Source organism: Streptomyces sp. NPDC046349 (assembly GCF_055587885.1).
Genome location: NZ_JBVJFK010000008.1, coordinates 209,133 through 221,872, shown reverse-complemented (window position 1 = coordinate 221,872; position 12,740 = coordinate 209,133). Strand labels below are relative to the sequence as shown.

23 protein-coding genes are annotated in these 12,740 nt (G+C 66.1%); all 23 read right to left on the bottom strand.

What is annotated here, in order from left to right:
* Window positions 1-34 precede the first annotated feature (34 nt).
* The 23 genes from truA to rplP all read right to left on the bottom strand — a co-directional run bounded on the left by truA (window position 35) and on the right by rplP (window position 12,735).
* Window positions 35-886, bottom strand: coding sequence for a tRNA pseudouridine(38-40) synthase TruA (gene truA / locus ACZ6JS_RS20530; RefSeq protein ID WP_469299668.1), 852 nt, complete (start codon window positions 884-886; stop codon window positions 35-37).
* 102 nt (window positions 887-988) lie between these two features.
* On the bottom strand, window positions 989-1,462 hold the full coding sequence (gene rplQ, locus ACZ6JS_RS20525) for a 50S ribosomal protein L17 (protein ID WP_319733898.1): 474 nt from the start codon (window positions 1,460-1,462) through the stop codon (window positions 989-991).
* Window positions 1,463-1,568: 106 nt separating this feature from the next.
* Window positions 1,569-2,591: a DNA-directed RNA polymerase subunit alpha gene (locus ACZ6JS_RS20520; RefSeq protein ID WP_007265920.1), complete on the bottom strand. Its 1,023-nt coding sequence runs from the start codon at window positions 2,589-2,591 to the stop codon at window positions 1,569-1,571.
* A gap of 158 nt (window positions 2,592-2,749) precedes the next feature.
* A complete protein-coding gene (gene rpsK / locus ACZ6JS_RS20515; RefSeq protein ID WP_003956432.1) occupies window positions 2,750-3,154 on the bottom strand; it encodes a 30S ribosomal protein S11 in 405 nt (134 codons plus the stop codon).
* 54 nt (window positions 3,155-3,208) lie between these two features.
* Complete coding sequence (gene rpsM / locus ACZ6JS_RS20510; RefSeq protein ID WP_007265919.1) at window positions 3,209-3,589, bottom strand: 30S ribosomal protein S13; 381 nt, start codon at window positions 3,587-3,589, stop codon at window positions 3,209-3,211.
* A gap of 198 nt (window positions 3,590-3,787) precedes the next feature.
* A complete protein-coding gene (gene rpmJ, locus ACZ6JS_RS20505; RefSeq protein WP_003956441.1) occupies window positions 3,788-3,901 on the bottom strand; it encodes a 50S ribosomal protein L36 in 114 nt (37 codons plus the stop codon).
* Between the two features lie 73 nt (window positions 3,902-3,974).
* Window positions 3,975-4,196 (bottom strand): translation initiation factor IF-1, encoded by a 222-nt coding sequence (infA, locus tag ACZ6JS_RS20500; protein WP_003956442.1) that lies wholly within the window; start codon window positions 4,194-4,196, stop codon window positions 3,975-3,977.
* Between the two features lie 138 nt (window positions 4,197-4,334).
* Window positions 4,335-5,186 (bottom strand): type I methionyl aminopeptidase, encoded by an 852-nt coding sequence (gene map / locus ACZ6JS_RS20495; protein ID WP_469299667.1) that lies wholly within the window; start codon window positions 5,184-5,186, stop codon window positions 4,335-4,337.
* A gap of 92 nt (window positions 5,187-5,278) precedes the next feature.
* Window positions 5,279-5,926: an adenylate kinase gene (locus ACZ6JS_RS20490; protein ID WP_136229682.1), complete on the bottom strand. Its 648-nt coding sequence runs from the start codon at window positions 5,924-5,926 to the stop codon at window positions 5,279-5,281.
* Window positions 5,926-7,239 carry a preprotein translocase subunit SecY gene (gene secY, locus ACZ6JS_RS20485; RefSeq protein WP_030026339.1) on the bottom strand — a complete coding sequence of 438 codons (1,314 nt, stop codon included), beginning with the start codon at window positions 7,237-7,239 and terminating at the stop codon, window positions 5,926-5,928. The genes ACZ6JS_RS20490 and secY overlap by 1 nt, the downstream gene beginning before the upstream one ends.
* Before the next feature lie 189 nt (window positions 7,240-7,428).
* Entirely contained in the window at window positions 7,429-7,884 is a 456-nt protein-coding gene (rplO, locus tag ACZ6JS_RS20480; RefSeq protein ID WP_030842688.1) for a 50S ribosomal protein L15, read from the bottom strand.
* A 2-nt stretch (window positions 7,885-7,886) separates the two neighbouring features.
* Window positions 7,887-8,069: a 50S ribosomal protein L30 gene (gene rpmD, locus ACZ6JS_RS20475; protein ID WP_005313525.1), complete on the bottom strand. Its 183-nt coding sequence runs from the start codon at window positions 8,067-8,069 to the stop codon at window positions 7,887-7,889.
* Window positions 8,069-8,671: a 30S ribosomal protein S5 gene (gene rpsE / locus ACZ6JS_RS20470; RefSeq protein ID WP_007265914.1), complete on the bottom strand. Its 603-nt coding sequence runs from the start codon at window positions 8,669-8,671 to the stop codon at window positions 8,069-8,071. Before rpsE ends, rpmD begins: the two co-directional genes overlap by 1 nt.
* A 45-nt stretch (window positions 8,672-8,716) precedes the next feature.
* On the bottom strand, window positions 8,717-9,100 hold the full coding sequence (rplR, locus tag ACZ6JS_RS20465) for a 50S ribosomal protein L18 (protein WP_030026334.1): 384 nt from the start codon (window positions 9,098-9,100) through the stop codon (window positions 8,717-8,719).
* 2 nt (window positions 9,101-9,102) lie between these two features.
* Window positions 9,103-9,642: a 50S ribosomal protein L6 gene (rplF, locus tag ACZ6JS_RS20460; RefSeq protein WP_030773832.1), complete on the bottom strand. Its 540-nt coding sequence runs from the start codon at window positions 9,640-9,642 to the stop codon at window positions 9,103-9,105.
* A 20-nt stretch (window positions 9,643-9,662) separates the two neighbouring features.
* On the bottom strand, window positions 9,663-10,061 hold the full coding sequence (rpsH, locus tag ACZ6JS_RS20455) for a 30S ribosomal protein S8 (protein ID WP_007265911.1): 399 nt from the start codon (window positions 10,059-10,061) through the stop codon (window positions 9,663-9,665).
* Window positions 10,062-10,281: 220 nt separating this feature from the next.
* Window positions 10,282-10,467, bottom strand: coding sequence for a type Z 30S ribosomal protein S14 (locus ACZ6JS_RS20450; RefSeq protein WP_003956452.1), 186 nt, complete (start codon window positions 10,465-10,467; stop codon window positions 10,282-10,284).
* A gap of 5 nt (window positions 10,468-10,472) precedes the next feature.
* Complete coding sequence (gene rplE, locus ACZ6JS_RS20445; protein ID WP_030026331.1) at window positions 10,473-11,024, bottom strand: 50S ribosomal protein L5; 552 nt, start codon at window positions 11,022-11,024, stop codon at window positions 10,473-10,475.
* Window positions 11,024-11,335 carry a 50S ribosomal protein L24 gene (gene rplX / locus ACZ6JS_RS20440; RefSeq protein ID WP_030026329.1) on the bottom strand — a complete coding sequence of 104 codons (312 nt, stop codon included), beginning with the start codon at window positions 11,333-11,335 and terminating at the stop codon, window positions 11,024-11,026. The genes rplE and rplX overlap by 1 nt, the downstream gene beginning before the upstream one ends.
* 2 nt (window positions 11,336-11,337) lie before the next feature.
* Window positions 11,338-11,706: a 50S ribosomal protein L14 gene (gene rplN / locus ACZ6JS_RS20435; protein WP_003956455.1), complete on the bottom strand. Its 369-nt coding sequence runs from the start codon at window positions 11,704-11,706 to the stop codon at window positions 11,338-11,340.
* A gap of 104 nt (window positions 11,707-11,810) precedes the next feature.
* On the bottom strand, window positions 11,811-12,092 hold the full coding sequence (rpsQ, locus tag ACZ6JS_RS20430) for a 30S ribosomal protein S17 (protein WP_030008467.1): 282 nt from the start codon (window positions 12,090-12,092) through the stop codon (window positions 11,811-11,813).
* A complete protein-coding gene (rpmC, locus tag ACZ6JS_RS20425; RefSeq protein ID WP_007265907.1) occupies window positions 12,092-12,316 on the bottom strand; it encodes a 50S ribosomal protein L29 in 225 nt (74 codons plus the stop codon). Before rpmC ends, rpsQ begins: the two co-directional genes overlap by 1 nt.
* Window positions 12,316-12,735: a 50S ribosomal protein L16 gene (rplP, locus tag ACZ6JS_RS20420; RefSeq protein WP_030653642.1), complete on the bottom strand. Its 420-nt coding sequence runs from the start codon at window positions 12,733-12,735 to the stop codon at window positions 12,316-12,318. The genes rpmC and rplP overlap by 1 nt, the downstream gene beginning before the upstream one ends.
* Between the last annotated feature and the right edge of the window lie 5 nt (window positions 12,736-12,740).

Here is a 12,740-nt window from a genome sequence, read left to right as displayed (position 1 = left end):
GGCGCGCGATCCGCCCAAACGATTTGGCTGCGGCTCAGCAGCAGCCGGCGGCCGGCAGGGTCCGCATGTTGCGCGCCTCCCTGCTGCGGACGGCCAGCAGCTCGTCCGCCGGGTAGCCGACCTCCTCCAGGGTCAGGCCGTGCGGCTTGACCACGTGCACCGAGGAGTCCCGTACCGCGGCGGCCAGCACCTTGCCGGGCCAGTCGGTGGGCCGGTGCCCGTCGCCGACGTGCAGCAGGGCGCCCACCAGGGAGCGGACCATGTTGTGGCAGAAGGCGTCGGCGCGGACGGTGGCGGTGACGATGCCGTCCTCGGCGCGCTCCCAGCTGAGCTGCTGGAGCGTACGGATCGTCGTGGCGCCCTCGCGCTTCTTGCAGTAGGCGGCGAAGTCGTGCTCGCCCAGCAGCGGTGCCGCGGCCTCGTTCATGGCGTCCACGTCGAGGGGCCACTGGTGCCACAGGACGTGACCGCGGCGCAGCGGGTCGACGCCGCCCTGGTGGTCGCCGACGCGGTAGGCGTAGCGGCGCCAGATGGCCGAGAAGCGCGCGTTGAAGCCCTCGGGGGCCTCGGCGACCTTCCACACCCGTACGTCGTGCGGCAGCCGCCCGGCGAGGCGGCGCAGCAGCTTGTCGTGGTGCTCGGCCCAGACCTCCTCGGCGAGGTCGAACTGCGCGACTTGCCCGCGGGCGTGCACGCCCGCGTCCGTGCGCCCGGCCACGGTCAGCTCGACCGGCTCCTTCAGCCGCATCACGGTCTGCAGGGCGCTCTCCAGCTCGCCCTGGACCGTCCGCAGCGTGCGCTGCTTCGCCCAGCCGGAGAAGTCCTTGCCGTCGTAGCTCAGGTCCAGCCGTACCCGGACGTGCCCGGGCTCCACCTCGTCACTCACGTGACCGATCCTCTCAGAATCACCCATATGCAGAACGGGCCCGCCCCGGAAGGGGGCGGGCCCGTTCAGAGCCGATCAAGCAAGCTCGATCCCGAAGCGGGATCAGGCCTCCTTGGTCTCCTCGGCGGGGGTCTCGGTGGCCTCGGCCTTGGCCTCCGCCTCCTTGACCGCGCGCTTCGTGGCGGCCTCGGCCTCACCGGTGGCCTGCTGGGCGACCGTGAGGGCCTCGACCAGCTCGATCACGGCCATCGGGGCGTTGTCGCCACGACGGTTGCCGATCTTGGTGATGCGCGTGTAACCACCGGGGCGGTTCTCGTAGCGCGGGGCGATCTCGGTGAACAGCGTGTGCACGATGCTCTTGTCCGTGATCGTCTGCAGCACCAGGCGACGGTTGTGGATGTCGCCCTTCTTGGCCTTGGTGACCAGACGCTCGGCGTAGGGACGCAGGCGGCGGGCCTTGGCCTCGGTGGTGGTGATCCGGCCGTGCTCGAAGAGCGCCTTCGCGAGGTTCGCGAGGAGGTGCTTCTCGTGCGCGGCGGAGCCGCCCAGGCGGGCACCCTTTGCGGGACGCGGCATTGTTACTCCTTCAAATCTGCACCGGCCGTGTCAGGTACCGGAGTCAGTTCCCTCAAGCGGTCGCGAGAGGGCGGGTGCGGGGGGCGTGAACCCCCCGCAAGCTTTCTCAGTACTGCTCGGTCTCGACGAAACCGGCGTCCGCGTCGTCGTCGGCGCCGAAGGCGTCGGCGGCGGCGGTCGGGTCGAATCCGGGCGGGCTGTCCTTGAGGGCCAGGCCCATGCCGGCCAGCTTCGCCTTGACCTCGTCGATCGACTTCGCACCGAAGTTGCGGATGTCGAGCAGGTCGGCCTCGGAGCGGGCGACGAGCTCACCCACGGAGTGGATGCCCTCACGCTTGAGGCAGTTGTACGACCGGACGGTGAGCTCGAGCTCCTCGATCGGCAGCGCCAGGTCGGCGGCCAGGGCGGCGTCCGTCGGGGACGGGCCCATGTCGATGCCCTCGGCGTCGATGTTGAGCTCGCGGGCCAGACCGAACAGCTCGACCAGGGTCTTGCCGGCGGACGCCATGGCGTCGCGCGGGCGCATGGCCTGCTTGGTCTCGACGTCGACGATCAGCTTGTCGAAGTCGGTGCGCTGCTCGACTCGGGTCGCCTCGACCTTGTAGGTGACCTTGAGGACCGGGCTGTAGATGGAGTCGACCGGGATGCGGCCGATCTCCTGGCCCAGCTGCTTGTTCTGGACGGCGGAGACGTAGCCGCGACCGCGCTCGACGGTCAGCTCCATCTCCAGCTTGCCCTTGCCGTTGAGCGTGGCGAGGACGAGGTCCGGGTTGTGCACCTCGACACCGGCCGGGGGCGCGATGTCGGCGGCGGTGACCAGGCCCGGGCCCTGCTTGCGCAGGTACATCACGACCGGCTCGTCGTGCTCCGAGGAGACGACCAGCTGCTTGATGTTGAGGATGATGTCCGTGACGTCTTCCTTGACGCCCGGCACGGTGGTGAACTCGTGCAGGACGCCGTCCACGCGGATGCTGGTGACAGCGGCACCCGGGATGGAGGACAGGAGGGTACGGCGCAGCGAGTTGCCGAGGGTGTAGCCGAAGCCCGGCTCCAGCGGCTCGATCACGAAGCGCGAGCGGTACTCGTCAACGACCTCTTCGGTCAGCGACGGACGCTGAGCGATAAGCATGTCTGTGTTCCTTCATTCGTGGACGCCCACTATTTGACGTCCGACGGGGGCCGTACCGGAGTCACCCGGGTACGGCTACTGCAAGGGTACGGGCGGCACGTCCCCCGAAGGGGTCGTACCGCCCGGACACTCAAGAACGCACAGGTGCGTCCGCTGCGTCAGACGCGGCGGCGCTTCGGCGGGCGGCAGCCGTTGTGCGGGGTGGGGGTGACGTCCTGGATCGAGCCGACCTCGAGGCCGGTGGCCTGGAGGGAGCGGATCGCGGTCTCACGGCCGGAGCCGGGACCCTTGACGAAGACGTCGACCTTGCGCATGCCGTGCTCCTGCGCGCGGCGGGCGGCCGACTCGGCGGCCATCTGCGCGGCGAAGGGGGTGGACTTGCGCGAGCCCTTGAAGCCGACGTGGCCGGCGGAGGCCCAGGAGATCACGTTGCCGGACGGGTCCGTGATCGAAACGATGGTGTTGTTGAACGTGCTCTTGATGTGGGCGTGCCCGTGAGCGACGTTCTTCTTTTCCTTGCGGCGCACCTTCTTGGCAGCGCCCTGACGACCCTTGGGGGGCATCTAAATCTCCTACGGGAGGTGGTCGGTCCTACAGCGCAAGACCGCTGAACAGGACTACTTCTTGCCCGGCTTCTTCTTACCGGCGATCGCGCGACGCGGGCCCTTGCGGGTACGCGCGTTCGTGCTGGTGCGCTGGCCGTGCACCGGGAGGCCGCGACGGTGGCGGATACCCTGGTAGCACTGGATCTCGATCTTGCGACGGATGTCGCCCTGGATCTCGCGGCGGAGGTCACCCTCGGTACGGAGGTTGGCGTCCACGTACTCGCGGATCTTGACGAGGTCCTCTTCGGCCAGGTCACGAACGCGGGTGTTCGGGTTCACGCCGGTGGAGGCGAGGATCTCCTTGGACCGGGTGCGCCCGATACCGAAGACGTAGGTGAGTGCGATCTCCACACGCTTTTCGCGCGGGATGTCAACACCGGAAACGCGTGCCATTCAATGGCTCCTGTGTGTTCGGGGGTCTTCCACAGAACCGATCCCGACCGCCGACCACCCGAGTGGGTGATGGTACGTCCGGGTCCCCGGCCCCCGCCGGAGGTGCCGCCGGCCCTTGCGGGGCTGGGCGGGTTCTGCGTATGTACGTTTTCTTACGTCGCGCGAAGAACTGCGTTAAGGCAGGTCGGTCGGCGTGCGTCAGCCCTGGCGCTGCTTGTGGCGCAGGTTGTCGCAGATGACCATGACCCGGCCGTGACGGCGGATCACCTTGCACTTGTCGCAGATCTTCTTGACGCTCGGCTTGACCTTCATGTTGGTGAGGTTCTCCGGGTCAGTGCCACCACCCGCACCGGGACGGACGCCCAGGCAGGAGTGAGAGCAAGATCTACTTGTATCGGTAGACGATCCGGCCACGCGTCAGGTCGTACGGAGACAGCTCCACAACGACCCGGTCATCGGGCAGGATGCGGATGTAGTGCATGCGCATCTTCCCGCTGATGTGCGCGAGGACCTTGTGACCGTTCTGGAGTTCCACCTTGAACATGGCGTTCGGGAGGGACTCGATCACGGTGCCCTCGATCTCGATGGCACCTTGCTTCTTGGCCACGCTTCGCCTTTCGAATCGGCTACCTTGATCGGCTCCGTGCGCCATGCAGACATGGAAGTGCACGAGAGCCGACGAGTCAGTCTACGTCAGGGCACCCAGAAAGACGAATCCGGAAAGTTTGCCCCAGAGTCTAGATCATTAACCGAGGGGTTCCGGAGCCGTGGTGACCCCGTACTCCGCCAGCTTGGCCTTGCCGCAGTCCGGGCTGGTCAGGACGATCGGCCCCGCCTCCGTCAGCGCGATGGAGTGCTCCCAGTGCGAGGACCAGGTGCCGTCCGTCGTGATGACCGTCCAGTCGTCCGAGAGGACCTCCGTCTGGGCGGTGCCGAGGGAGACCATCGGCTCGATCGCCAGGCAGACGCCCGGGACCAGCTTGATGCCCTTGCCGCGCTTGCGCGAGACGTAGTTCAGCAGGTGGGGGTCCATGTGCATCTCGGACCCGATCCCGTGGCCGCCGTAGTCCTCGATGATCCCGAACTTGCCGCGGCTGTGTTCACCCGTGGCGGGGCGGGGCTGGCGCTTGATGTACGTCTCGATCGCCTTGGAGATGTCCACCAGGCGGTTGCCCAGCTTCATGGCGGCGATGCCGGCCCACATGGACTCCTCGGTGACCCGGGAGAGCTCCACCAGCTCCGGAGCGTGACCGGTGCCCACGAAGGCGGTGTACGCGGCGTCGCCGTGCCAGCCGTCCACGATCGCGCCGGCGTCGATCGAGATGATGTCGCCGTCCTTGAGGACCGTCTTGTCGTCCGGGATGCCGTGGACGACGACCTCGTTCACCGAGGTGCAGATCGTCGCGGGGAAGCCGCCGTAGCCCAGGAAGTTCGACTTCGCGCCGGCGTCCGCGATGACCTTGCGGGCCACCATGTCCAGATCCCGCGTCGTGGCGCCCGGTACGGCCGCCTCACGGGTCGCCGCATGGATCGCGGCGACGACCAGCCCCGCCTCGCGCATCTTCGCGATCTGCTCGGGGGTCTTGATCTGGACCATAGGGACGTGCCTTCCAGCTTCGAAACGGGTCTTCTCAACAGTACGGCCGCGATGCCCTGGGGACACCGCGGCCGTACCTGTACTACTGGGGACTACTTCTGCAGGGCGTCCATGGCGCGCTTGGTGACGTCCGCGACCTCACCGAGGGCCGGGATGGTCACCAGCAGGCCCTGGGCCTTGTAGTAGTCGATGATCGGCTCGGTCTGGGTGTGGTAGACCTCCAGCCGGTTGCGCACCGTGGCCTCGGAGTCGTCACCGCGCTGGTAGAGCTCGCCACCGCAGTGGTCGCAGACGCCCTCGGTCTTCGGGGCGGCGTACACGACGTGGAAGACGTGCGCGGACTCGTTGCGGCAGACGCGGCGGCCGGCGATGCGCTTGACGACCTCGTCCTCCTCGACCTCGAGGTCGAGGACGGCGTCGAGCTTCATGCCCGACTCCTGGAGCATCACGTCGAGCGCCTCGGCCTGGGAGACGTTGCGCGGGAAGCCGTCGAGAAGGAAGCCGCCGGCGGCGTCGGACTGCTCCATCCGGTCCTTCGCCATACCGATGGTGATCTCGTCCGGAACGAGGTCGCCGGCGTCCATGAACGCCTTGGCGCGCAGGCCCAGCTCGGTGCCCTGGCTGATGTTGGCCCGGAACAGGTCGCCCGTGGAGATGTGCGGGATCGACAGGTTCTTGGCAAGGAACGCGGCCTGCGTTCCCTTGCCCGCACCGGGCGGTCCGACGAGGACGATTCGCATCAGCGGAGGAACCCTTCGTAGTTACGCTGCTGGAGCTGGCTCTCGATCTGCTTCACGGTTTCCAGACCCACACCCACGATGATGAGGATGCTCGTCCCGCCGAACGGGAAGTTCTGGTTCGCTCCGAAGCCGGCCAACGCCATCGTCGGCACAAGAGCGATGAGACCCAGGTACAGCGACCCCGGCCAGGTGATCCGGTTGAGCACGTAGCTCAGGTACTCGGCGGTGGGTCGACCGGCGCGGATACCGGGGATGAACCCACCATACTTCTTCATGTTGTCTGCAACTTCCTCGGGGTTGAACGAGATCGCCACGTAGAAGAACGCGAAGAAGACGATCAGGAGGAAGTAGACCGCGATGTAGTACGGGTGGTCGCCCTTGACGAAGTGCTTCTGGATCCAGGTGGCCCAGCCCGCGGTGGAACCGCTGAACTGCACGACCAGTGCCGGGATGTAGAGCAGCGACGAGGCGAAGATGACGGGGATGATGCCCGCCTGGTTCACCTTGAGCGGGATGTAGGTGGAGGTACCGCCGTAGGCACGGCGGCCGATCATGCGCTTCGCGTACTGGACCGGGATCCGGCGCTGCGCCTGCTCGACGAAGACCACCAGGCCGACCATCGCGAGGCCGACCAGCATGACGACGCCGAACTCGACCCAGCCGTCGGCGATCTTGCCCTGGAGCTTGATCTGCCACAGGGCGCCGATGAAGCCGGCGGCGATCGAGATGAACATGAGGATCGACATGCCGTTGCCGATGCCGCGGTCGGTGATGAGCTCACCGAGCCACATGACGACGCAGGTACCGGCGGTCATGGTGACCACCATGACGACCGTGGTGAAGATCGACCGGTCGGGAACGATCTGGCTGGCGACCTGGCACCCCTGGAACAGGGCGCCCGTCCGGGCGGTGGCGACGAGGCCGGTGCCCTGGAGGATCGCGAGCGCGACCGTCAGATAGCGCGTGTACTGAGTGATCTTCGCCGTGCCGGACTGGCCCTCTTTCTTGAGGGTCTCCAGCTTCGGGATGACCACGGTCAGCAGCTGCAGAATGATGCTCGCCGTGATGTACGGCATGATGCCGAGCGCAAAGATCGTGATCTGCAGCAGCGCGCCACCGCTGAACATGTTGACGAGGCCGAACAGACCATTGCTGCTCCCGGCCTGTTCAACGCAGATCTGTACGTTCTTGTAGCTCACGCCGGGGACGGGGACATGGGACCCGAGCCGGAACAGCACGATGATGCCGAGCGTGAAGAGCAGCTTCTTGCGCAGGTCGGGCGTCTTGAACGCCCGGGCGAACGCGGTGAGCACGGTGCCTCCTGCGACCCCCGCGCTACTGCGTCAGAGGTGACGGTCTGAGAGGGATCGACGTATACGACAAAGCAATGGTGCACGCCACCTTACCGGCGAGTGTGCCCCCCGTGGAACGACCAACCGGGGATGCCCCATATGTGAGGCATCCCCGGTCGGGTTTTGAGCTATTCAGCCACTGAAATCGTCTTAGACGAGCTCGGTGACCGTGCCGCCGGCAGCGGCAATCTTCTCCTTGGCGGAGGCGGAAACGGCGTCAACCGAAACCTGCAGCGCCACGGAGAGCTCGCCCTGGCCCAGGACCTTGACGAGGCTGTTCTTGCGAACCGCGCCCTTGGCGACCAGGTCGGCCACCGTGACTTCTCCACCCTCGGGGTAGAGAGCACTGAGCTTGTCCAGGTTCACGACCTGGAACTCGGTGCGGAACGGGTTCTTGAAGCCCTTGAGCTTCGGCAGGCGCATGTGGAGGGGCATCTGCCCACCCTCGAAGCGCTGCGGGATCTGGTAACGGGCCTTCTGGCCCTTCGTACCACGACCGGCCGTCTTACCCTTCGACGCCTCACCACGACCGACACGGGTCTTCGCGGTCTTGGCGCCGGGGGCGGGACGGAGGTTGTGGGCCTTCAGCGGGCTGTTCTCAGCCATGATTAGTCAACCTCCTCAACCGTCACGAGGTGGCGGACGGTGTGCACCATTCCGCGGAACTCGGGGCGGTCCTCCTTGACGACGACGTCGTTCAGGCGCTTGAGCCCGAGCGAACGCAGCGTGTCGCGGTGGTTCTGCTTGCTGCCGATGTACGACTTCGTCTGCGTGATCTTGAGGCGGGCCATCAGACACCCGCCCCAGCGCGCGCACGGAGAAGAGCCGCGGGAGCGACGTCCTCGAGGGGCAGACCACGGCGAGCCGCGATCTCCTCGGGGCGCTGCAGGCCCTTGAGGGCCTCCACGGTCGCGTGCACGATGTTGATCGCGTTGTCGGAGCCGAGCGACTTCGACAGGATGTCGTGAACGCCGGCGCACTCCAGAACGGCGCGCACCGGGCCACCGGCGATAACACCGGTACCGGGGGAAGCAGGCTTCAGCAGGACAACGCCGGCCGCCTTCTCGCCCTGGATCGGGTGCGGGATGGTGCCCTGGATGCGGGGAACCTTGAAGAAGTTCTTCTTGGCTTCCTCGACGCCCTTGGCGATGGCCGCGGGAACTTCCTTGGCCTTGCCGTAACCGACACCTACGGTGCCGTCACCGTCACCCACCACGACGAGCGCGGTGAAGCTGAAGCGACGACCACCCTTGACAACCTTGGCGACACGGTTGATCGCGACAACGCGCTCAACGTAAGCGGTCTTCTCGGCGGCAGCGCCACCGTCGCGACCCTTCCGGTCCCGCCGCTCGCCGCCACCGGCACCGCTTCCGCGGCGCTGGGGTCCAGCCATTGGATTACCTCTCTCTGTTACGTCCGTGAGTCCCGGAACCGGGGCTTAGAACTTCAGCCCGGCTTCGCGGGCGGCGTCAGCCAGAGCGGCAATGCGCCCGGCGTATCGGTTGCCACCGCGGTCAAAGACGACGGTCTCGACACCCGCGGCCTTGGCACGCTCGGCGACGAGCGCGCCGACAGCCTGGGCCTGGGCGCTCTTGTCGCCTTCGCCACCGCGGATCGAAGCGTCCAGGGTCGACGCCGACGCCAGGGTGTGGCCCTGGAGGTCGTCGATGACCTGAGCAACGATGTTGCGGTTGGAACGCGTCACGACGAGGCGCGGACGCTCCGCCGTACCCGAGACGTTCTTGCGGATGCGGATGTGGCGGCGAGCCTTGGCAGCGCGCTTGTACGCGTCGCCCTTGGCGATCTTCACACCGTATGCCATGGCTACTTACCAGCCTTTCCGACCTTGCGGCGGATGACCTCGCCGGCGTACTTGACACCCTTGGCCTTGTACGGGTCGGGCTTCCGCAGCTTGCGGATGTTGGCGGCGACCTCGCCGACCTTCTGCTTGTCGATGCCCTCGACCGAGAACTTCGTCGGCGACTCGACCTTGAAGGAGATGCCCTCGGGCGCCTCCACCAGGATCGGGTGGCTGTAGCCGAGCTGGAACTCCAGGTCGGAGCCCTTCGCGGCCACGCGGTAACCGACACCGCTGATCTCGAGAGCCTTGACGTATCCCGTGGTCACACCGGTGATCATGTTCGCCACCAGCGTGCGGGACAGGCCGTGCAGGGCCTTGTTCTGACGCTCGTCGTTCGGACGGGTGACGTTCAGAACGCCGTCCTCGTCCTTGACAACTGCGATGGGCGCCTTGACGGTGTGCGCGAGGGAACCCTTCGGGCCCTTCACGTTGACCGTCTGGCCATCGATGGTGACGTCCACACCGGCGGGAACCTGGATGGGGAGCTTGCCGATTCGCGACATTGCTTTTCCTCCGTTCCCGACTACCAGACGTAGGCGAGGACTTCCCCACCTACGCCCTTCTTGCCTGCCTGCTGGCCGGTCAGGAGACCGTGGGACGTGGAGATGATCGCCACGCCCAGGCCGCCGAGGACCTTCGGCAGGTTGGTGGACTTCGCGTACACGCGCAGACCGGGCTTCGAGATCCGCTTGATGCCCGCGATGGAGCGCTCACGGTTCGGCCCGAACTTCAGCTCGAGGACGAGGTTCTTGCCGACCTCGGCGTCCTCGACCTTCCAGCCGGTGATGAAACCCTCCTGCTTGAGGATCTCCGCGATGTGCGACTTGATCTTGCTGTGCGGCATCACGACGGTGTCGTGGTACGCCGAGTTAGCGTTACGCAGACGCGTGAGCATGTCTGCGATGGGGTCAGTCATGGTCATGAAGTGGCCTTCGGCCTCTCTCGCCGGGGTTTCCTGTATGCGCCATCCCTCTCCCCACTCAGTGGCGGGACGGGTGCGGCACGGGGACCTACGGCGTAGTAAGTCGATAGGGCGGCGGACGCCCAACCCCACAAGCCTACGGCATGCGGGCAGGGCGGTCCGCCGACCTGATGCTTACCGAGAGCGTCTGGAATACCTCAACACCCAAAGGGCGTGGGGATTACCAGGAGCTCTTGGTCACGCCCGGCAGCTCGCCACGGTGAGCCATCTCACGGAGGCACACGCGGCACAGGCCGAACTTGCGGTACACGGAGTGGGGGCGACCGCAGCGCTGGCAGCGGGTGTACGCACGCACACCGAACTTGGGCTTACGGGCAGCCTTCGCGATGAGAGCCTTCTTCGCCATCTCGCTTACGCCTCCTTGAAGGGGAAGCCGAGGTGACGAAGGAGCGCGCGGCCCTCAGCGTCGTTGGTCGCCGTGGTGACCACGGTGATGTCCATACCCCGGGTACGGTCGATCTTGTCCTGGTCGATCTCGTGGAACATGACCTGCTCCGTGAGACCGAAGGTGTAGTTGCCACGGCCGTCGAACTGCTTCGGCGACAGACCACGGAAGTCACGGATACGCGGCAGCGCGAGCGACAGCGTACGGTCCAGGAACTCCCACATACGGTCACCACGGAGGGTGACGTGGCAGCCGATCGGCTGACCCTCACGCAGCTTGAACTGCGCGATGGACTTGCGGGCCTTCGTGACGGCCGGCTTCTGACCGGTGATCGTCGTCAGGTCGCGGATGGCGCCGTCGATCAGCTTCGAGTCACGGGCGGCGTCGCCGACACCCATGTTCACGACGATCTTGACGAGGCCGGGGATCTGCATGACGTTCTCGTAGGAGAACTCCTCACGCAGCTTGCCCGCGATCTCCTCGCGGTACTTCGTCTTCAGACGCGGAGTGGTAGCCATCAGATGTCCTCACCCGTGCGCTTGGCAACGCGGATCTTGTTGCCCTCGTCGTCGAAGCGGTAACCGACGCGGGTGACGACCTTCTTGCCGTCCTTCTCCACGACCAGCTGGACGTTGGACACGTGGACCGGAGCCTCGGTGATCACGATGCCACCAGCCTGGTTCTGGCCGGCCTTGGTGTGCTTCTTGACCCGGTTGACACCCTCGACGAGGACGCGGTTCTCGGCGGGGAAGGCGACGATGACCTTGCCCTGCTTGCCCTTGTCCTTACCGGTGATGACCTGTACCAGGTCGCCCTTCTTGATCTTCATGCTTACAGCACCTCCGGCGCGAGCGAGATGATCTTCATGAACTTCTTCTCGCGCAGCTCACGGCCGACGGGGCCGAAGATACGGGTGCCGCGAGGGTCGCCGTCGTTCTTCAGAATGACGGCGGCGTTCTCGTCGAAGCGGATGTACGAGCCGTCCTGGCGGCGGCGCTCCTTGACGGTGCGAACGATGACCGCCTTGACGACGTCACCCTTCTTCACGTTGCCACCGGGGATCGCGTCCTTGACGGTGGCGACGATGACGTCACCGATGCCCGCGTAGCGGCGACCGGAGCCACCGAGAACACGGATGCAAAGGATCTCCTTGGCACCAGTGTTGTCGGCGACACGCAGTCGCGACTCCTGCTGGATCACGTCTATCTCCTGTTTGTCTGCCGGTTCCCGGCGGGGGCCTCGCTACGCGAGCGGAGCCCCCACCGAGCCTGGCGGAACGAACCTAAGGGAAACCCCTCAGGTGCTTACTTGGCCTTCTCGAGGATCTCGACGATGCGCCAGCGCTTGCTCGCCGACAGCGGACGCGTCTCCATGATGAGGACGCGGTCGCCGACGCCGGCAGCGTTCTGCTCGTCGTGAGCCTTGAGCTTGTTCGTACGGCGGATGACCTTGCCGTACAGCGCGTGCTTGACGCGGTCCTCGACGGCGACGACGACGGTCTTGTCCATCTTGTCGCTGACGACCAGACCCTCACGGGTCTTGCGGAAGCCGCGCTCGGTCTTCTCAGTCACGTTGTTCTCGCTCATCAGGCGTTCTCCACCGTCTCGATACCGAGCTCACGCTCGTGCATCAGGGTGTAGATGCGAGCGATGTCCTTACGGACGGACTTGAGCCGGCCGTTGTTCTCCAGCTGGCCGGTGGCCGCCTGGAAACGGAGCTTGAACAGCTCCTCCTTGGCCTCGCGCAGCTTGGCAACGAGCTCCTCGTTGCCGAGCTCGCGGAGCTCGGACGCCTTGGTTCCCGTCGCCATCACGACTCACCTGCCTCGCGCTTGACGATCCGGCACTTCATCGGCAGCTTGTGGGCCGCACGAGTGAGGGCCTCACGCGCAATCTTTTCGTTCGGGTAGGACAGCTCGAACATGACCCGTCCCGGGTGCACGTTCGCGATCCACCACTCCGGGGAACCCTTACCGGAACCCATGCGGGTCTCGGCAGGCTTCTTCGTCAGCGGGCGGTCCGGGTAGATGTTGATCCAGACCTTGCCGCCACGCTTGATGTGGCGGGTCATCGCGATACGAGCCGCCTCGATCTGGCGGTTCGTCACGTAGGCGGGGGTGAGCGCCTGGATGCCGTACTCGCCGAACGAGACCTCAGTACCGCCCTTGGCCATACCGCGGCGCTTCGGGTGGTGCTGCTTGCGGTGCTTGACCCTACGAGGGATCAGCATGTCGG